At 66.8% G+C, this 18,219-nt stretch carries 17 protein-coding genes and 1 pseudogene; 11 read left to right on the top strand and 7 right to left on the bottom strand.

Annotation, left to right across the window (positions count from 1 at the left end):
- Positions 1-98: 98 nt before the first annotated feature.
- Positions 99-851, top strand: a complete 753-nt coding sequence (locus tag ABZV06_RS03670; RefSeq protein ID WP_355618323.1) for a TIGR03089 family protein — start codon at positions 99-101, stop codon at positions 849-851.
- A gap of 5 nt (positions 852-856) precedes the next feature.
- Here the strand turns inward: ABZV06_RS03670 and ABZV06_RS03675 are convergent, their stop codons facing one another.
- Positions 857-1,519 carry a tetratricopeptide repeat protein gene (locus ABZV06_RS03675; RefSeq protein WP_355618326.1) on the bottom strand — a complete coding sequence of 221 codons (663 nt, stop codon included), beginning with the start codon at positions 1,517-1,519 and terminating at the stop codon, positions 857-859.
- A gap of 217 nt (positions 1,520-1,736) precedes the next feature.
- On the opposite strand from ABZV06_RS03675, the gene ABZV06_RS03680 reads away from it, so the two are divergent.
- A complete protein-coding gene (locus tag ABZV06_RS03680) occupies positions 1,737-2,606 on the top strand; it encodes a zinc metalloprotease (RefSeq protein ID WP_355618329.1) in 870 nt (289 codons plus the stop codon).
- Positions 2,607-2,690: 84 nt separating this feature from the next.
- Here the strand turns inward: ABZV06_RS03680 and ABZV06_RS03685 are convergent, their stop codons facing one another.
- Positions 2,691-2,966: a hypothetical protein gene (locus tag ABZV06_RS03685; protein ID WP_355618332.1), complete on the bottom strand. Its 276-nt coding sequence runs from the start codon at positions 2,964-2,966 to the stop codon at positions 2,691-2,693.
- Positions 2,967-3,403: 437 nt separating this feature from the next.
- Between ABZV06_RS03685 and ABZV06_RS03690 the strand changes: the two genes are divergently transcribed.
- On the top strand, positions 3,404-3,631 hold the full coding sequence (locus ABZV06_RS03690) for a winged helix-turn-helix domain-containing protein (protein ID WP_355618335.1): 228 nt from the start codon (positions 3,404-3,406) through the stop codon (positions 3,629-3,631).
- Between the two features lie 239 nt (positions 3,632-3,870).
- A pseudogene (locus ABZV06_RS03695) lies at positions 3,871-4,344 on the top strand (integrase core domain-containing protein); the annotation flags it as partial.
- A gap of 120 nt (positions 4,345-4,464) precedes the next feature.
- Here ABZV06_RS03695 and ABZV06_RS03700 read toward each other — a convergent pair.
- From ABZV06_RS03700 to ABZV06_RS03710, 3 genes are read right to left on the bottom strand one after another with little or no spacing between them, the layout of a single operon-like run.
- Entirely contained in the window at positions 4,465-5,193 is a 729-nt protein-coding gene (locus ABZV06_RS03700) for an MAE_28990/MAE_18760 family HEPN-like nuclease (protein WP_355618338.1), read from the bottom strand.
- On the bottom strand, positions 5,190-6,350 hold the full coding sequence (locus ABZV06_RS03705; RefSeq protein ID WP_355618341.1) for a DUF262 domain-containing protein: 1,161 nt from the start codon (positions 6,348-6,350) through the stop codon (positions 5,190-5,192). Before ABZV06_RS03705 ends, ABZV06_RS03700 begins: the two co-directional genes overlap by 4 nt.
- 2 nt (positions 6,351-6,352) lie before the next feature.
- Positions 6,353-7,624 (bottom strand): DNA methyltransferase, encoded by a 1,272-nt coding sequence (locus ABZV06_RS03710; RefSeq protein WP_355618344.1) that lies wholly within the window; start codon positions 7,622-7,624, stop codon positions 6,353-6,355.
- 406 nt (positions 7,625-8,030) lie between these two features.
- Between ABZV06_RS03710 and ABZV06_RS03715 the strand changes: the two genes are divergently transcribed.
- The 4 genes from ABZV06_RS03715 to ABZV06_RS03730 all read left to right on the top strand — a co-directional run bounded on the left by ABZV06_RS03715 (position 8,031) and on the right by ABZV06_RS03730 (position 14,544).
- Positions 8,031-8,246, top strand: a complete 216-nt coding sequence (locus tag ABZV06_RS03715; RefSeq protein WP_355618347.1) for a toxin HicA — start codon at positions 8,031-8,033, stop codon at positions 8,244-8,246.
- On the top strand, positions 8,246-8,590 hold the full coding sequence (locus ABZV06_RS03720; RefSeq protein ID WP_355618350.1) for a type II toxin-antitoxin system HicB family antitoxin: 345 nt from the start codon (positions 8,246-8,248) through the stop codon (positions 8,588-8,590). The genes ABZV06_RS03715 and ABZV06_RS03720 overlap by 1 nt, the downstream gene beginning before the upstream one ends.
- A gap of 146 nt (positions 8,591-8,736) precedes the next feature.
- Entirely contained in the window at positions 8,737-9,465 is a 729-nt protein-coding gene (locus ABZV06_RS03725) for a hypothetical protein (RefSeq protein ID WP_355618353.1), read from the top strand.
- Between the two features lie 93 nt (positions 9,466-9,558).
- Positions 9,559-14,544 (top strand): carbohydrate-binding protein, encoded by a 4,986-nt coding sequence (locus ABZV06_RS03730; RefSeq protein ID WP_355618355.1) that lies wholly within the window; start codon positions 9,559-9,561, stop codon positions 14,542-14,544.
- A 180-nt stretch (positions 14,545-14,724) separates the two neighbouring features.
- On the opposite strand, the gene ABZV06_RS03735 is transcribed toward ABZV06_RS03730, so the two are convergent.
- Entirely contained in the window at positions 14,725-15,096 is a 372-nt protein-coding gene (locus ABZV06_RS03735) for a DUF4267 domain-containing protein (RefSeq protein ID WP_355618358.1), read from the bottom strand.
- A gap of 88 nt (positions 15,097-15,184) precedes the next feature.
- Between ABZV06_RS03735 and ABZV06_RS03740 the strand changes: the two genes are divergently transcribed.
- Entirely contained in the window at positions 15,185-15,757 is a 573-nt protein-coding gene (locus ABZV06_RS03740) for a TetR/AcrR family transcriptional regulator (protein WP_355618361.1), read from the top strand.
- A gap of 16 nt (positions 15,758-15,773) precedes the next feature.
- Here the strand turns inward: ABZV06_RS03740 and ABZV06_RS03745 are convergent, their stop codons facing one another.
- Entirely contained in the window at positions 15,774-17,453 is a 1,680-nt protein-coding gene (locus ABZV06_RS03745) for a DNA repair helicase XPB (protein WP_355235330.1), read from the bottom strand.
- A 173-nt stretch (positions 17,454-17,626) separates the two neighbouring features.
- On the opposite strand from ABZV06_RS03745, the gene ABZV06_RS03750 reads away from it, so the two are divergent.
- Positions 17,627-17,851 (top strand): hypothetical protein, encoded by a 225-nt coding sequence (locus tag ABZV06_RS03750; RefSeq protein WP_355235328.1) that lies wholly within the window; start codon positions 17,627-17,629, stop codon positions 17,849-17,851.
- Between the two features lie 119 nt (positions 17,852-17,970).
- Positions 17,971-18,207: a hypothetical protein gene (locus ABZV06_RS03755; protein ID WP_355235326.1), complete on the top strand. Its 237-nt coding sequence runs from the start codon at positions 17,971-17,973 to the stop codon at positions 18,205-18,207.
- Positions 18,208-18,219 lie beyond the last annotated feature (12 nt).

Below are 18,219 nucleotides of genomic sequence, written 5' to 3' on the forward strand. Positions count from 1 at the left end.
GCCACCCGGCCAGGCGCTACGGCCATCGGCCGACGACGACGGCGACCAAAGTCGTTGCGTAGGGTGGTGCGGACGTCGTCACCACCGGGAGCACGCGGATGCAGCCACACGCCACGGCCGAGGAGTCGGTCCCGCCCACCGCCACCGAGATCCCGCTGCTCAGCTACCGCGACGAGGCGACCGGTGAACGCGTGGACCTCACGACACAGCAGGTCGGCGCCTGGTCCGCGCGCAGCGCGAGCCTGCTGCGGGACGGCTGTGGGCTTGGTCCCGGCAGCCGCGTAGCGGTGTTACTGCCGCCGCACTGGCGTACCGCCGCGGTGTTGTTGGGCGCGTGGGCGTGCGGCCTGGCGGTGTCGTTCCGGCCGCGCGCCACGGCGGGCCTGCCGGTGCTGGAGCCCGGCGGCGACCGGCCGTTCGACGCGGTCTTCGTGACGCCCGAACGCCAGAACGACTGGTTGGAGGACGTGCCGGACGCGCCGCACCGCTACCTGGTCGGCACCGGACCGGGCCGGCTCGCCGACGTGCCGCTGGGCTGGCTGGACTGGTCCGCCGAGGTGCTTCGCCACCCGGACGTCACGCCCGACCACACCGCGATCCGCCCGTCGGACCCGGCGAGCGCGGACGGCACGACCTACGGGCAGTGGGGAGCGCTCGCCCGGGAGGTAGCCGGGATGCTCGACCTGCGCGCCGGTGACCGGCTGCTGGTGGATGCCGACGAGCACGAGCAGCCGTTGAAGTGGCTGCTCGCGCCGCTCTCGGCCGGCGCGTCGGTGGTCATCAGCGCCAACCTCGACCCCGCGCGCCGGGACGCGGTCGTCGCCGCCGAGCAGGTCACCCGAATCCTCTGACCCGCCTAGATGTGGGATCTCGCCTCTTCGACCTGTCGAACGATGACGTGGGCGCCGTGCGCCTGGGCGATGGCGGCCGCCTCGTCGAGGGTCGCGAGCGCGTCCGCGTGGCGGTCCTGGGCGGCGGCGACGTAGGCCAGCCCGACCATGTTGGCGGCCACGCCCGGCAGTGCTCCCACCTCCCGGCGCAGCCGCGACGACTCCTCCAGCCGCTCGCGCGCCTCCTCCAGCCGACCGGCCATGTGCGCCGCGATGCCCAGGTGACGCAGTGCCTCGGCCTGGGTCGACCGGTCGCCGACCTGCGCGGCCAACCGACGGGACCGATCCAGGTACGGGATGGCGGTCTCGTTGTCGCGCCGGACGATCTGGTGCAGGCAGCCGATCCAGAACAGCGCCTCGGCCTGGCCGCGGGTGTCGGCGAGCGACTGGTACAGCTCGCTCGCACGCTCGAACAGCGGCAGTTCGGCCGGGTCCTCGACGGGTGAGGTGCCGCTCCGGGCGCGTTCGTCGAGAAAACGGGCATGCAGGATCCGCCCACGGGCCAGCGCGGCGTCGGCCTCCACCGCGTCCAGGTCCCGTTCGGCGTCCGCCAGTACGCGGGCATCGCCGCTGTACACGGCCCGTTCGTAGAGCGTCCTGGCCCGTTCGATGCGATCTTCGGCGTTCATTCGCCGCCCCCGTCCTGGCATCGCCACTGTGTGCCGGGTCAGCAGCCTAGTGGTCCGCAGCCGCGCGGAGTGCCCCCATCAGCGCTGGCGGATTCTGTTCCGTTACATCGCCATCTGCCCTGCTCAGAGGGTCTTTTGTGGAGGTCGTCGACGTGTTCTCGCGGTCCTCACCGCTACCGCCGCGACGTTCCTGGCGTCCGGCGGCGCCTCCGGCGCGTTGGCCACCGCCACTCCCGCGACCGCCTCCCCGGGCGTCGCCGCCTGTGCCGGCGAGCAGAGCGCCGCCCGGGTCACCGAGGGCGCGACGGCCCACGAACCGGCGCTGTACTCGAAGAACGAGGCCAACGCCTACGGCGTGATCAAGGACGTCCCGCGCCTGCCCAACGGCAGCGTCACCGTGCCGACGGTCTTCCACATGGTCTCCGACCACCCCTTCAGCGCTGCCGAGACGGCCCGCTGGAAGACCCTGATCGCGGCACAGATGACGGTGCTCGACGACTCGTACGCTGGCCGCACGGCTGCGGACGCCTCCGACACCCCGTTCCGGTTCCCGCTCGTCGACACGACGTGGACGGTGAACAGCGCCTGGTACACGGTTGAGCCGGGCAAGAACGAGCGGGACATGAAGAAGGCGCTCTACACCGGAGACCCGGAGACCCTCAACGTGTATGCGGCCAACATCGGCGGCGGGCTCCTCGGCTGGGCGTACTTCCCGAAGGGCTACAACAACGGCCGCGACTACATCGACGGCGTGGTGATGCTCGACGAGTCGATGCCGGGCGGCACGGCCGGCAAGTACGCCCTCGGCGACACGCTGACCCACGAGGTCGGGCACTGGCTGATGCTGGAGCACACCCTCGCGCACGGCTGCTCGGCGTCCGGCGACTTCGTGGCGGACACCCCGCGCGAGGCGGCCCCGCAGTTCGACTGCCCGGTCGGCGCGGACTCCTGCACCGCGCCCGGGCTGGACCCGATCCACAACTTCATGGACTACACGCAGGACTCCTGCATGGACATGTTCACCGCCGGCCAGGCCGACCGGATGAGCGACGCCTGGGTAGCGTTCCGCGCGGGCGGTGCCGGCTGACGCGTCCCCGCCGGGCAGCTCGTGTGCGTTGATCAAGAGGTTTGCGTCACCGGAGTGCGTGATTCGGTGACGCAAACCTCTTGGTCATCTCCGGGAGGGTGCGTAGCGCCGGGGCGCGCGCCGCGAGCAGGGCGCGGTGTGGTCGGGCGGCAGGGCACAGCGGCCGCCGCCGGGTAGTCGCTGATCGCAGAAAACCCAGTGGCGTACGCACTGCTGGTCCTCGGCCGACACGGTCACCCCGCCCGGCTCGACACGGGCGGTGAGCCGGGCCAGCACGCGGGCGGCGGTCCGGGCGAGAATCCGGGCCCGGAGCAGGTCGGGCGCGGTCACCGGCAGGTGGATCACCCAGCGCTCGGTCATCGGTCATGGCTTTCTGCCGTCGGTGGTCGATCCTCGCGTCGGCTCACCGGCCGGCGGATCAGGTCGCGCACGGGGGACCGCCCTTCGTCGGGTTGCGTCGAAGTGGAGGGGGCGGCCTCCGCCGGTTGCGGGCGGCGGAGACCGCCCCACCCTGCGACCGCAGCCTCGATCGGCGGTACGGCAGCAGGGCCGCGCCGGGGGAGCGCGGAGAGTGGGGTCTCGGCGGCGATGCGAGACCGGTACGAGAGGCGCCAACCGACCGCAGCAGCACCGCATCACCGAGGGTGACGCTACCGATACCTGTCACCTCTGTCAACGCTCTCTTACCTGTCGAATCTGGCTGTCGCCGCCGGCCTACTTCTCCTGCGTCAGTTATTGCCGCTCTTTCACCTGTTGCTCGATACTGGCAGGGCCAACCGACTGCAAGGGGCCTTCGCGTGCCGATTCCGCCGACCATGGACGAGTTGATCAACGATCTGCTGAGGCGGATCGAGGTGGGCGAGTTCCAGCCCGGGTCAAAAATCCCGTCCACTCAGCAGTTGTCCGACCACTACGACGTGTCGGTGTCGACGATCCACCGGGCGGTGGCGGTCCTGCGGGAGCAGGGCGTGTTGGTTGGCCGACCGGGGCGCGGCGTCTTCGTTTCCGAGTCCGCTCGGAGCTGAACAGACGTGGTTGTCTGATGGGAAAGCGCCTCGGCGATGGTCCAAGGCTCCTGTACACGTCTCAAGGCGGCCCTGACGGGGTGCACGCGCCGTGAATTGGGCGTTTGAGCTGCCCAGCGGGCAGCCCAGAGCTGCGCAGCATGCCCAGACCCACCGGCTGGCGCAGATAACGGGAGCCGGGCCGCCGCAGAGGGCAGCGCCAAGTGTGTTTGGAGTCCACCGCCGTGCGCACCGGAAACCGCGGCAAGAACTGGGCACCGAAAGTCGGAACCGCGTTCGTGCACACCGTCATCGACGATCATTCCCGCATCGCCTACGCCGAGATCCGCGACGACGAGAAAGCCACCACCGCCGTCGACGTGCTCCGCAACGCCGTCGCCTGGTTCACCGCACGTGGCGTCACCATCGAGCGGGTGCTGTCGGACAACGGCTCGGCCTACAAATCCTTCGCCTGGCGCGACGCCTGCCACGAACTCGGCATCACCATGAAGAAGACCCGCCCCTACCGACCCCAAACCAACGGCAAGGTCGAGCGTTTCCACCGCACCCTCACCGACGGCTGGGCCCTGGCCCGCTTCTACAACTCCGAACAAGCCCGCAGAAAGGCCTTACCGGCCTTCCGGCATCACTACAATCACCACCGACCCCACCCCGCCACCGGCGGCCTACCACCCATCACCAGGTTGACCAACGTCCCTGGACAGCACAACTAGGCGCTGCTGATGCAGCCTCGGCCCTTCCCGCAGCCTATGCGTCCCCACTCTTTATCCCTTCAGATCAAGAGACCCATCGACGGGGATCGCCCCCAGTGAGCAGCAGGGTGCAACGCCCGTTCAGGCGTCCACCGGCGTTCGAGGCTCCGGAATTCCCTGCATGGGAAAAGGTCGATACCACTCACGGCTGACGGCCGAAGTGATTAGTCTCGCTAAATCATTCATAAACTGCTCGCACTTTCGTCTATGAACATTGAAAAGTCGAACATCGATGCGTGACTTGCGGCTGCCGTGCGCGATATCGTTTCGGGTGCGTCTCACGAATTCCAGCGAGTGGAAGTAGCTACGGCTGACTTCCGACTCTGGGATTCCCAATCGGTACAGCGTCCGACGCAACACGTCGGTCCCGAAGTTCATCTCCATGGAGGCTGCCACCTGTGGATCGATAGTAATCGTTGCTTCGTTGAGCTCTCTCACGCGCTGAACAAAATTGACCTGTCGTACAGCGCGCCGCGTCAAGATACCATCTTCCGCAGATCCATCGTCGCTTTGGCCGGCGCCCGTTCGTAACGCCTCGAATTCGGCGATACACGCAGCCGCGAAGAGATGAGGCTTAAGCTCAATGGCCTTCAGGCCTTTCGCATTGATGGCATCGATGTACAAGCTGAAGGCGTGCCTGGCGAAGCCTTCGAGATGTGCGTATTGCATCACGAGAATGGCTCTTAGCGCGGAGACAGGCCAGGATTCGGGGTCCGCGTCCGCCAGCAGTTTATTGCGGAGATGTCGCAGTTCGTCGAGTCGCCAAGACAGGTCCTCTTCCAGTTCTAGTCTGAGATCCGAGAGTTTCAACTTATCGCCGCCCTGAAGGCGTCGGAAAAGTATTTGACCCTGGCATTCAACTCGTTTCGCGAATTCTTTCCTCCTCCACAGTGATCGAGAAACTTCCGGTCAAACTTCCCCCGCATCACGGCCTGGCCAAGGCGTTCGACTTGGGCCGCGTCCTCAGGATCGGTCTTGTCAAGAACTTGCTGCAGGCCGAGTACGATGCCCTCGTAGTGGTAGACCGAGAACTGACTTCTGGGTTCAGGATAGCGTTGGTCCACTGTGCCGAAGATCTTCGAGTCGATGCCGAGATGATCGGATACAACCCGGAGGATCCGAAAGGTCTTCTCGAATACTGCCCGCTCTTGATTGTAGTCAAATTCAGTCGGGTCGACCGGATCCGAGACCGCTTCCATGTAATCGGTAAGGAAATTTGCGACGTCGTGGCGATAGCGAGCGCCGTCATTCTTGTAGGAGAAAAACCTTAGAACGAGTTCTTGATCGAACTTCTGCTTTTTCTGGTTGTACGAAATGATATCAATGCAGTAAGCGAAGTCAATTCCCTTGCTCAGCTGCGAGATGAAACTGTTGAAGTCATTGGACAGGAGGCGAATCGTGGCATTTCTCACCTCTTGCGCTTCCAGCGTCTCACCGCCGGTATTAAGTCTCTTGAACATGTAGTAGCGTAAGCGAGGATCGCTTTCTTTCCGGAGAATCTCTGCCCGGATGTAGCTGCGCTTAAGCTTGATTTCCATGGCTCTTGGCAAGTCTTGGTACGTTAAGCCGTTTAATTCTTTGACGATGTCACAGTCGGCAAGTACGAGGGGAGGCTGCAATTTACCATCGATCTTCAACTGCCCGCGGAAGTTGAGGTACGACGATATTCGTTGGAGTCCGTCGATTAGTTCATAAACCCGATCTTCGCGCTCGATAAGGAAGATTGGGGGCACAGGCAGTTCCAGTAGTAGAGATTCGATGAATCTTGCCTGTGAACCCTCTGGCCACCGGAACATGCGCTGAAACTCAGGATCAATAATCAGTTCCTGATCGTTATACATGTCCGCGAGTTCGTTGAAAGAGAAGTCGATACTCTGTGTGCGAACGGCGTTGACTTTTGAGTCAACCGAAGTGATTAGCTGGTCTGGGTCCAGAAGCATGGTTTGATTAGCCTTGCGCCTCGCCATAATCAGCCCTTCTTCAGAGTGACTACCGTTTCATTGACTTTGCCTTTGGGATACTTGCGAGCGGCTGTATTCACGGCAGTAAGAAGGCGGGTGACCTCCTTTGGGCTCGCCGCATGGAGCTTCCACCCACGCGCCTCTGCTTCTTCGATGCAGATTTCCGCTAGTCTGATATGGATGTCTTTGTAGTAAGAATCCTGAACGACTAGGGTTAGTGTTGCCTCGTCTTTGGTCACGCGCGTAATCTCGTCAAAGCTTGAGGATAAGTCGTCGAGATACTGCCGAACCTGCTTCAGATAGTAGCCTGCCGACGCCTTGCTCTTATGCTTGGAGACGTCATCGACGAGGCTGCTTGCAAGTGTCCGGTACCTGGGGGCACTCGTTGTCTGCCCAGGTCTAATTAGGGTTGTTCCCATTAGGCTCGATCTAAGCGACCGATCCTTGGCGATGTCGACTCCCACGACCGCAAGCTCCCGAGCATACGCGACCGCATAATCGATCCGGGTTAGGTAGGGAGGAGATGTGAGTACGACGTCAACTGAGCGATTTGCCAGTGGTAAGCTGTTCGCCGACGCCGTAATTAAGGTGGCTTGTACTCCGCTGAGTTCATTACTGCTGCGAAGGCGATCGAGGATGTACTGCTGATCCGCAACTAACAGCACATCTAGTTGATCGCTTTCTACATCCACCAATTGGTCGGGCGACGCTGCCCGCTTAACCCATGTCGGGTTGCTGCCCTCGAAGCGTTCTGTGAGGCTGCGCACGACCCGGAAAAGTGAGACGTAACCCAGCGCCGATACGGGCTTTGCTTGGGATTGCAGATGATTGGTCCACTGGCGAACACGAAACACGGTCCGGGGGGACAACCAAGAGAGAAGCGGATCTGTTGCCGTCGAAAATGATCCCGATGGGTTAGGGGGTGGGTCCGATGCTTCGGTGACGGCGTGGACACCTCCACGTAGGCTTGCCACTAAGTTGGCGATCGGGTTGAGGTCTATGCCTACGGATCGGTGCCCATTCGAAGTCGCTGCCAGCGTGGTTGTGCCACTGCCGTTCCAGGGATCAAGGACCACGTCGTCGTCGTTAGGCGCGATGACGCTTAGTTGATCCCGTGCCCATTCGAATGAGAACCCCGCATAGTAGGGGAAAACATCTGCCAAGCCTGCGGTCTCCTCGCGTGGCCGCTTCGGAGATCCCTTCGGTCCGAATGCCGAAGGGATCTTCAGGCTTGGCAGGGCCGGCTGGTGTGTGAGCTGACCGGCTCTGGTACCCGTCACCCGGTCTCCCCGCCACGTGTTGGCCAAAGTCTGCGTACGACCACCCTTGTCGAGGAGACAGCCACGACGATCGAGCGAAGCAGCCCTCTGCTGCTGGTGGTGCAAGTAGTGCAGGTTAACAGCAGCACATGTTGGCGGGTAGATCAACCTCTTGGGAACTTGCTGACTTCGCTGCCTGGCTCGTCCGCGTCCCCGGGTGGGGGTCAACTCTCCTAGGAGGTGCTGGCGGAACGCTGTTGACACCAAGGCCGACAGCAACCGCACCGGACTGCCCTCGCCTCATCGGGCCGCCCGGCCGTCCTCGCAGACGAGCCTGGCGATCAGGCCGCCGGGCGGCGAAGTTCGGCATATGGTACCGCGTGCAGTACCATCAGTGTTGACGTCCATAGAGAAGCTCGTTGAAGCGATGCGGAAGAGCCAGCAGAACATCGCCTACAACGATCTCTATGGGGTGCGCGAGCACTACTTCGGGAAGCCGCGACCGGCCGGCACCTCCCACGCGGTGTTCAAGATGCCCTGGCCGGGCGACCCACGCGTCAACATCCAGAACGACCACGGGAAGGCCAAGGCGTACCAGGTACGGCAGGTGCTCAAGGCGATCGACAAGAAGGAGGCCATGTGATGCAGACCGATCCCCATCCTGACGTGTCCCACTACACCTACCGCGTCACGTGGTCGGTCCAGGACCGCGAGTTCGTCGCCACCTGCGCTGAGTTCCCGTCCCTCTCCTGGCTGGCCCCTTCCCAGATCGAGGCTCTGCAAGGTCTCCAGGACCTACTGCGTGAAGTCATCGCGGACATGGAGGAGCAGGGCGAGGCGGTGCCGCAGCCGTTCGCCGAGCGCATTTACTCGGGCAAGTTCAACCTGCGCGTCGGCGAGAGCCTGCACCGCGAGCTGGCCATCCATGCCGCCGAGGATGGCATGAGCCTCAACCAATACGTCCTACGGAAGCTCAGCGCCGCCTGAGCAGAGTTCAGTTGATCAACTAACTGTTCACCCCCGCTGCGCCCGTTTCTCATCAAGCTCGCCTGGCGAGTTCGCCAACGCCCGGCAGGGTCACTGAACGGCCGCGCCCACCGGCGTGCCACAGCCCTGTAGACCGGAGCGCTGGCATGCCCGAAACCGCTCGGTGGCCCCGCCGCGTCGTGATGTCGGCGGCGGCCACCCTCGCCCTGCTCGCCCCGGCGGTCCCCGCCGCAGCCCACCCGTACGGCTATCCGCAGACCGTGACCATCGCGGCGGACGCGGCCCGCCCCGACGTGGTGCACCTGAGGTGGAAGCCGGGCGGTGTCGACGAAATAACCCTCCTCGGCGTACACCTCGGCCTGTTGCCGCAGGACCGCGTCCTGCTCGACGGTGCCGTCGACACTCGGGAGAAGGACGCGACGATCCTCGCCGGATCTAAGCCGTTCACCGACTACCTGCTCAAGCAGATGACCGTCAGCAACGCCGGTCAGGCGTGCGCCGGCACCGTCAAAAGGGCGAGCGACCTCGCCGCCTCCGGTGTGGACGTCGACTACACCTGCTGGGGTGCCGTCGGCATCGCCCGCGTCGAGGTCCGGATGCTGACCGACCTCGACCCCGCGTACCGCACGGTGGCGACCGGGCCCGAGGGCAAACGCCAGGTGTACGGCCCTGACGGATACGCCCACGACTGGGTGCTGGGCGACGCGCCCCCAACAACCGCGGCGACTCCGACGAGCGCGGCTGATCACGGTCCCACCACCGCCTGGAAGGCCGCCAGAAGCGTCGGTCCGCTGCTGCTCGTCGCGGCCGCTGTCTCGATCCTGCGACGCCAGGTACGTCGCCGACGGGTCACCCGCGTCCGACCGTCGTCCTGAGACCGGCCGCCACCAGGGCGGCCCCCTCTGCCCGCCGCAGTCGGCATCACGGCGTCGGCGGTTCTTCGCACCCAACAAAGGAGATGCCCCGCCATGACGCACGAACAACGTGCGCGCCGGAAGCGAACACGCGGACTCCTGTCCGCGATGGCGCTCGTCCTCATCGCCGGACCGGCGACGACTCTGCATCCGGCGCTGGCCGAAGCGGACGCCGTGCCGGCCAGCGCCACCACCCCGCTGATCAACCTGAGCGCCGGGCAGAACGTCGAGGGCAAGGTGCCCGTCGTCGTCGAGCCCGTCACCGAGAACGACTCCGTGACCACGCTCGCGGTCGACGGCGACAAGATCAGCGCCGAGAAGACCGCAGGCACCGCCCACTTCGCGTTCGAGATGGGTGGCAACGGCACCGAGGCCCGCTACCGTAACTACCTCACCGTCAACGGACACACGGCCGAGGCCGACCGGGTCTACTTCCCGGACGTCCCGGGTGGACGGGTCGGCACCCTCGACTTCCCGGGCGACTGGTTGAAGCCCGGCCCGAACACCGTCTCGGTCCACGCCGGTGCGAACTGGGTCGACACCACCACGAAGACCGCGGTTGGCTACGAGGAACTGCCAAACGGCGAGGGTGGCCGCTGCCCCAACTACGACGACTACGCGCTGAGCAGCATCAGCCTCAGCCTGCTCGGCGTGGTCGCCGACGGTGAGCAGAACCTGTTCAGCTACAACTTCGGTGACGGCACCTGCGGCAGCTCGGCGAAGCTGCTCAACCAGGACCTGACCTTCGTCATCTCCGGCACACCGGGCAGCACGTCCGGCCTGCGTACCGACCTCGACACCACGAAGCTGACCAACGGTACGCACACCGTCAGCGCGACGAGCCTGTCGGGCGCGAAGACGAGCGTCACGGTCGACGTCAACAACGCCCCGGCGGGCGCTGCCGTCGTCACGCCCGGTGACGGCGCTCGCGTACGCGGAACCCAGCCGGTCATCGCGGCGCTCGCGACGGACGGCAAGGACCGCGTCGAGTCGCTCGCCATCGACGACAAGCCGGCCGAGAACGCGGAGACGCTGGCTGCCGGCACCGCCACTCTCGGCCTCACCGTGGAGGCGGGCAACTCGATCGAGGCCCGCTACCAGAACTACGCGCTGGTCAACGGCCACCGGGTCGACCTCGGCGGTGACTACGGCGCGCTCGGCGCGGAGGCCGTGAGGCTGGCGTTCCCGAACCGGTTCCTGCACCTCGGCGACAACGTCGTACAGGTGCGCACCGGCGACTACAACGGCACGCTCAACGGCGCTACCTGTGCCAACCACGACGACTTCACGCTCATGCGGGAGGCCACCAACCTCACGCTGAGCACGGCGGGCACGGTGACGGCAGGCACCACGTACCTGGTCACCACCAGCGGCACGACCGTGACGAAGGCGGAGACGACCGCCGCGTCCCTGGCGCTGGGCGACGGCACCTGCGGCGCCAACAAGGACGCCGAGTTCCACTTCACCGTCGCGGACGCGCCGACGACCCGCACCGTCGACACCCTCGCCAGCGGCGGCGACGCGCACCTGAAGGCGTTCGTCGGTGGCAACGGCAGCGACAACGGGTACGACAACAAGGTGCTGGTCAACGGCATCCCGCTGGAGATCGGGATGTGGGAGAAGGAGGTCGCCGACCTCGCCTTCCCGAACGAGTGGCTGGTGCCCGGCGTCAACGCCTTGGAGTTCGTCGCGGGCAGCGACCACGGCAGTGCCAAGCCGGGTGGCTGCGACAACTACGACGACTTCACGCTGCGGGACTTCGAGCTGCTGCCCAGCGGCGCGAAGGCCACCCGGTTGACCCGCTCGGTCGCGCAGACGACCGTCACCATCGGCTCGGCCACCTACCCGGCCGGCTCGCCGGTGACCACGTACGTCGGTGACGGCACCTGCGGCAGCAGCTTCAACGGTGGCCTCACCACGATGGTCCTGTTCGACGTCACCGCCCAGGACGGCTCGGCGCTGCCGGCGCTGGGCAAGCGCGCCGACGTGGACACCACGACCATCGCGGACGGCGTTCACACCATCAAGGCGGTCGTCGGCGACAGGACGTCCACGCGGCGGTTCACCACCGACAACACCGCTCCGGAGATCGCCAGCAGCGTCCCGGCGGCCGGTCAGCGGCTGACGTCGACGGTGGCGCTCGACGTCAGCGTCAAGGACGCCAGCGGCGTGGTCGGCACGCCGGCCATCACGCTCGACGGCGCGGTCGTCAAGCAGGGCGACCAGATCGGTCACGGCCTGCCGGCCGGCGAACACGTTATCGCGATGACGGCGACCGACGCGCTCGGCAACACCGCGACCCGCGAGGTGCGCTTCAGCAGCGCGAGCATCCCGGACGTCCCGACCGAGCTGAACGCCACGGTCCGGAACACCGACCCGCTCTCGGCGGAGCTGTCCGCCCGGATTCCTGGTGCCGGGGGTGTCGGTCTGACCGCGACCTTCACCAAGGCCGACGTCGTCCTGCCGACCAAGGGTTACCAGGGCGAGGCGGCCGACGTGCCGACCACGCTCGACGTCCAGCACGACCGGAGCGTGGACGTCACGTCGCTGCGTCCGCTCGACGGCTCGACAATCGACAGCCCGTCCGGCCGTGGGGTGGTCTTCCAGCGGTACGACCTGCCGCTGGGCGCCACCAAGCAGGAGCCGACGTTGCGCTGGTCGGGCAGCATCGACCCGGCGCGAATCGTGGCGCTGCGCGCCTGGAACCCGGCCACCGGGAAGTGGGTCGTGCTCACCAGCTCGCGTGGCAAGGCCGGTCAGGACACCGTCCTGACCGCGTCGGTCGAGGCCGGCTACCGCGACGGCGGTGTCGTGCACGTGCTGGTCACCGGCGAGGACCCGTTCGCCGACGATCTGTCGCCGCGCGACTCGACGGCGCAGAACGACAAGGACCGCTTCGAGGACCCCGCGTCGTACGACTTCTCGTTGGCGCACTTCACCGACACCCAGTACGTCACCGAGGGCGCGGCCGGCGGCACGTACGACGACTTCGACGGCAACGCCGAGCCCTCGGACGTCGAGACCGCCGAGGAGCAGGCGATCTGGTCGGCCGCGTACCGCGACCAGATGCAGTGGATCGCCGACAACGCGGACAGCCGCAAGATCGCGTACACCGCGCACACCGGCGATGTCATCGAGAACGACTACTACGACCCGCTGGCCAAGAACCCGGACGGCTCGCTGAAGCGGCCCGGCCTGAACGAGCAGGTGGAGAAGGAACTCGCCACCGCCTCGGGCTTTCAGAAGATCCTCGACGACAACGGTGTCGTCAACCAGGTCATCGCGGGCAACCACGACGACCAACTGGGCGCCGAGACCGGCCCCACCTCCCGGTTCAGTCGGACCTTCAGCGCCGACCGGTACTACGGGACGGCGAAGGCCTGGCCGAAGGGCACCGAATACCACGCCTGGGACGAGAGGACGAACGCCGACGGCTCGGTCACGCCGGGCAAGGACAACCAGAACAACTACCTGCTGTTCTCCGCCGGTGGCCTGGACTTCGTGGCGGTCGGTCTGTCGTACGGCGTCACGCCGGCCGAGGCCAAGTGGGCCGACTCGATCTTCAAGCGGTACAAGGACCGCAACGGGATCCTGCTCTCGCACGACTACCTGAAGCCGTCGGCCAACCCCGACGGTCGCGGCGCGGACTTCTCCGCTCCGGACGGCTCGCCGTTGTTCAAGCAGGTCGTCGAGACCAACCCGAACGTCTTCCTGGTGCTCGCCGGACACGAGCACGGCGTCGGCACCAACCTGAAGTCGAAGATCGGCGTGACGGTCAGCCACGACGTCGTCGAACTGCTGGCCGACTACCAGTTCTACACGGTCACCGCCGCCGAGCTGTGGCCGAACCAGGTCGCCGCCGACGGCACCATCGACGTCAACGGCGACGGCACACCGGACCACAAGGCGACCGACCGGTTGCAGTTCGGGGCGAGCTTCCTGCGGCTGCTCCAGTTCGACGTGGACCGGGCCGAGATGCACATCGACACGTACTCGCCGTTCCTCAAGAACTTCGGGGCGACCGAGTACGACATCCGCCAGGACGGCAGCCAGCCCAAGCCGCGCTACAACGGCTCGGAGGACAACCTGACCCTGCCGGTGGACCTCACCACCCGCAAGACGTCGTTCACCACCGACTCGCTCGCCGCGTACGTGCCGGCCGGCACGATCGGCACCGACGAGGTCACCTCGAACGACGTGGCCACGACGACGTGGGACAAGCTCCAGCCGGGCACCTCGTACGGCTGGATCGTTTCGGCGAAGAGCGCCGACGGCGGCGAGGCGGTGGCCCAGCCGGCGGTGTTCACGACCGCCAAGAGGGTCCCGACGATGACCGTCACCACCACCCCGACCGCCTGGGGCACGGCGGCGACGGTGACAGTGCAGGTCGCCGCCGGCAGCACGCCGGTCACCGGCGCGGTGGAGTTGCGCGAGGGCACGACAGTGCGCGGCTCGGCCACGCTGACCAACGGCACGGCGACGTTCACCCTGCCGGTGGGCCTGGCCGGAGGCCAGCACGCGCTGACCGCCTCGTACCCGGGTGACGACCACCTCACCGCGGTCGAGGCCACCGCCACCCTGGCGGTGAACCTGCCACCACAGTGGAGTTCGTCGACGGTCTACAACGACGGTGACCGGGTGACCTACCAGGGTCGGGTGTTCCGGGCCTCCTGGTACACGAGGAACCAGAAGCCGGGCGCGGACGCCAACGGCGCGTGGCAGGAAATCGCCATGACCGAGGACGGTACGGCGATCTGGACCGCGTCGCGGATCTTCAACTCGGGCGACGTCGCGATGTACGACGGTAAGAAGTGGCGGGCCCAGTGGTACACCCGCAACCAGAAGCCGGGTGACCGCAACGGGTCGTGGGAGGAGATCGCCCCGACCCCGCCGGACAACAGCCCGGCCGCCTGGGCGCTGACAAAGGTGTACAACGCCGGCGACCGGGTGTCCTTCAAGGGACACGCCTACGAGGCGAAGTGGTGGACGCGCGGCCAGCAGCCGGGCGACCCGAACGGCCCCTGGAAGCTGATCAAGTAGTCAGATCCGCGTGAGTGCCGGCCCGGGACCGATGCTGGTCCCGGGCCGGTGCGCTCTTCACCCTTGATCGACTCTCTCGCCAAACCCGGGGCATCAACGTGCCCCGGATGCCGCGACTTGCAAGAAGCCGAGTCGATCAGGGCCGCGCGAACCTCTTGATCACTAGGGAAGCGCGGGGCGTTACAGGGCGAACAGGAGGGCGGCGTCGAGGAGGACTACTGCGGCCGTCGCGAAGTGGATGCCGAACGCTACGGCCTTCGTGCCGCCGTTGCGCAGCACGATGAGGGTGTCGCCCAGGGGGACGAGCGCGACGATCAGCATGAACCACGCGACCGCGTCGGCAGTGGTGAAGACGATCAGGGCGAGGCCGATCAGCCCGAAGGTGAGGTCCTTCAGTCCTTTGACGGTGAGGTAGGCGGGATCGCCGTCCGGTCGGGCCGGTACGCCGTACCCGGCTGCTGCGGCCTGCGGCACCAGCAGGAACCGCGCGCCGATGAAGACGACGAAGAGGCTGAGCACGATGGCGAGTCCGTAGGCCAGGGGTGACAACATGGTCCGCTCCAATTGCTAGCGTCGCTAGATGTGGGAGCAACGCTAGCAGAGCAATGACAGTGACGCTAGCGGTGCTAGGGTTGTTGTCATGTCGACTCAGACGCGCCGGGAGCGCGAGCGGGCGGAACGGGAACGCGCCATCATCGCCGCCGCCCGCGACCTCGCCCTGGCGGAAGGCTGGGACGCGGTGACCACCCGGCGGCTAGCCGCCGAGATCGAGTACAGCCAGCCCGTCCTCTACAGCCACTTCAAGGGCAAGGACGCCATCATGGCGGCGGTCGCCGTCGAGGGCTTCGCCGAACTGGCGACCACGCTGGTGACCGCCCGCGCGTCCGCCGCCGACCCGCGACAGGCGGTCGCCGACGTCGCGGCCGCGTACGTCAGGTTCGCCGAGCAGCGGCCCGCGCTCTACGACGCGATGTTCACCCTCGCCGTGGACCTGCCGTTCGCCAGCTCGGACGTGCCGACCGACCTCGCCCGCGGCTTCGCCGAGCTGGCCGAGACGGTGCGCCCGTCCGCCGGAGACGGTGACCTCGAGGTCCTCACCGAGACGTTCTGGAGTGGCCTGCACGGTCTGGTCACGCTCATGCGCAGCGGCAGGCTTCGCCGGGAAGGCCACGACCGCCGGCTCGCGGTGCTGGTCGACCGCTTCTCCCGCTGACCGAGGCCTGAGCGCGTCAATCGAAGGACGGCAGGGACGGGCCGAGGACGTCGTCGGCGTCGACGATCGTGTACGCGTACCCCTGCTCGGCGAGGAAGCGCTGCCGGTGTGCCGCGTACTCGGTGTCGATCGTGTCCCGGGAGACGACCGTGTAGAAGTGCGCCTGCCGGCCGTCGGCCTTCGGGCGCAGCACCCGACCCAGTCGCTGGGCCTCCTCCTGGCGTGACCCGAACGTGCCGGACACCTGGATCGCCACCGCCGCCTCGGGCAGGTCGATGGAGAAGTTGCCGACCTTGGAGATCACCAGGGTCCGCAGCTCGCCGGTGCGGAACGCGTCGAACAGCCGTTCCCGTTCCTTGTTTGTGGTGGAGCCCTGCACGATCGGGGCGTCCAGGTATTCGCCGATCTGGTGCAACTGGTCGATGTACGCGCCGATCACCAGCACCTGGTCGTTGGGGTGCCGGTCGACGAGCGCCTTGACCACCGGCAGCTTGGTGCGCGCGGTCGCCGCCATCCGGTAACGCTCCTCGGCCTCCGCCGTCGCGTACGACATGCGCTCCGCATCGGTGAGCGTCACCCGGACCTCGACACACTCGGCCGGGGCGATCCAGCCCTGCGACTCGATGTCCTTCCACGGCGCGTCGTACCGCTTCGGCCCGATCAGGCTGAAGACGTCGCCCTCGCGGCCGTCCTCGCGTACCAGAGTCGCCGTCAGGCCCAGCCGACGGCGGGCCTGGAGGTCCGCCGTGAAGCGGAAGATCGGCGCGGGCAGCAGGTGCACCTCGTCGTAGACGACCAGGCCCCAGTCGCGGGCCCCGAACAGGTCCAGGTGGGTGAACGCGCCTCCCTTGCGGGAGGTGAGCACCTGGTACGTCGCGATGGTGACCGGGCGGATCTCCTTGCGCTCGCCCGAGTACTCGCCGATCTCCTCCTCGGTCAGCGACGTGCGGGCGATCAGCTCCCGCTTCCACTGCCGGCCGGCGACCGTGTTGGTGACCAGGATGAGTGTGGTCGCCTTCGCCTCGGCCATCGCCGCAGCACCGACGAGGGTCTTGCCGGCGCCGCAGGGCAGCACCACCACGCCCGACCCGCCGGCCCAGAACGCCTCGACGGCCTCGCGCTGGTACGACCGCAGCGTCCACGGCTTGCGTCCGTCCTTGCCGGCCTCGGCCAGCTCGATCGGGTGCGCCTCACCGTCGACGTACCCGGCCAGGTCCTCCGCCGGCCAGCCCAGCTTGAGCAGCGCCTGCTTGAGTCGGCCACGCTCGGACGGGTGCACCCGGATCGTGTCGTCGTCGATCTTGTCGCCGAGCATGCCGGCGAGCTTCTTGCTCTTGGCCACCTCGATCAGCACCAGCCGGTCGAGCGCCCGCAGCACCAGCCCGTACGCGGGATCGTTGGCGAGCTGGAGCCGGCCGTACCGGTCCATCGTCTCGGCCACGTCGACAAGCAGCGCGTGCGGTACCGGATAGCGCGAGTACTTGATCAGCGAGTCGACCACGCCCTCGGCGTCGTGGCCCGCGGCCCGCGCGTTCCACAGCCCGAGCGGCGTCAGCCGGTACGTGTGCACGTGCTCCGGAGAGCGCTCCAACTCGGCGAACGGCGCGATCGCCATCCGGCAGGCCTGCGCATCGGGGTGGTCGATCTCCAGCAGCAGGGTCTTGTCCGACTGCACGATCAGGGGTCCACCACTCACGCCAGCGTCCTCTCCTCGGTTGGCCGTCGGGGCTGCGGCGGTCACTTACCCACCGCTGGCCGACCAACCAGTGTTACACGACGGAGGACGTGGAAAGAAAGATGCTCACCGGACGCAACCAGGACGGCACTCACGAACGTCTAGTAGTGGGACAACTGTCCAGGGGAGGTGCCATGAGGCGTGTCCGGAGCATTCCCCGACTTGTTGCCCTGGTGGTGGTCGTGCTGGTCGGCGCCGGCGCGTGCACGTTCGATCCGCAGTCCGGCGGGAGTGGTGGCGGGGGAGCCGCCCCGGTCGGTGCGGCGGAGCAGGCATCGGGGGCGAGCGGCACGTCCGGGCCGGCCCAGCACGGCCGGCCCACACCGGCGTCGCCCGCCCCACGCCCGGTGACACCCTGATCGGCCGCCGCCCCGGCACCTGAGCGACACGCCCCCTCTCCGGGTTTTATCCCCTGTCACACCGGTCGCAGGAGTGTCACGCTGGGAGTCCAGGGCCGTACCGGGCGGGGAGGCTGGGCATGACGGTCGACCGTGACGTGATCGCAGAACATGACCAGGCACCACCCGACGAGGTGTCCCGCGCGACCGTGTTCGCGTACGCCTTCGCGGCGACGCTCCTCCTCGGATGGTTCCTCTTCGGCTGGCTGGTGCTGCGGCAGGGCTTCGTCGACTCGGTCGGCGAGTCGGCGGGTGCCGGATTCGCCCTGCTGCTGATCGTGTCGGTGGTCGGCACCGTACGGCGCAGCCGCCGCTGAGCGACCGCGCCG

The organism is Micromonospora sp. NPDC005172 (assembly GCF_040608555.1).
Classification (GTDB): Bacteria; Actinomycetota; Actinomycetes; order Mycobacteriales; family Micromonosporaceae; genus Micromonospora.

Coding starts and splice junctions, on each gene's coding strand:
- ABZV06_RS03670 (WP_355618323.1), top strand. CDS start 99: ATGCAGCCACACGCCACGGCCGAGGAGTCGGTCCCGCCCACCGCCACC.
- ABZV06_RS03675 (WP_355618326.1), bottom strand. CDS start 1,519: ATGAACGCCGAAGATCGCATCGAACGGGCCAGGACGCTCTACGAACGG.
- ABZV06_RS03685 (WP_355618332.1), bottom strand. CDS start 2,966: ATGACCGAGCGCTGGGTGATCCACCTGCCGGTGACCGCGCCCGACCTG.
- ABZV06_RS03705 (WP_355618341.1), bottom strand. CDS start 6,350: ATGGCGAGGCGCAAGGCTAATCAAACCATGCTTCTGGACCCAGACCAG.
- ABZV06_RS03715 (WP_355618347.1), top strand. CDS start 8,031: ATGCGGAAGAGCCAGCAGAACATCGCCTACAACGATCTCTATGGGGTG.
- ABZV06_RS03720 (WP_355618350.1), top strand. CDS start 8,246: ATGCAGACCGATCCCCATCCTGACGTGTCCCACTACACCTACCGCGTC.
- ABZV06_RS03725 (WP_355618353.1), top strand. CDS start 8,737: ATGCCCGAAACCGCTCGGTGGCCCCGCCGCGTCGTGATGTCGGCGGCG.
- ABZV06_RS03730 (WP_355618355.1), top strand. CDS start 9,559: ATGACGCACGAACAACGTGCGCGCCGGAAGCGAACACGCGGACTCCTG.
- ABZV06_RS03735 (WP_355618358.1), bottom strand. CDS start 15,096: ATGTTGTCACCCCTGGCCTACGGACTCGCCATCGTGCTCAGCCTCTTC.
- ABZV06_RS03740 (WP_355618361.1), top strand. CDS start 15,185: ATGTCGACTCAGACGCGCCGGGAGCGCGAGCGGGCGGAACGGGAACGC.
- ABZV06_RS03750 (WP_355235328.1), top strand. CDS start 17,627: ATGAGGCGTGTCCGGAGCATTCCCCGACTTGTTGCCCTGGTGGTGGTC.
- ABZV06_RS03755 (WP_355235326.1), top strand. CDS start 17,971: ATGACGGTCGACCGTGACGTGATCGCAGAACATGACCAGGCACCACCC.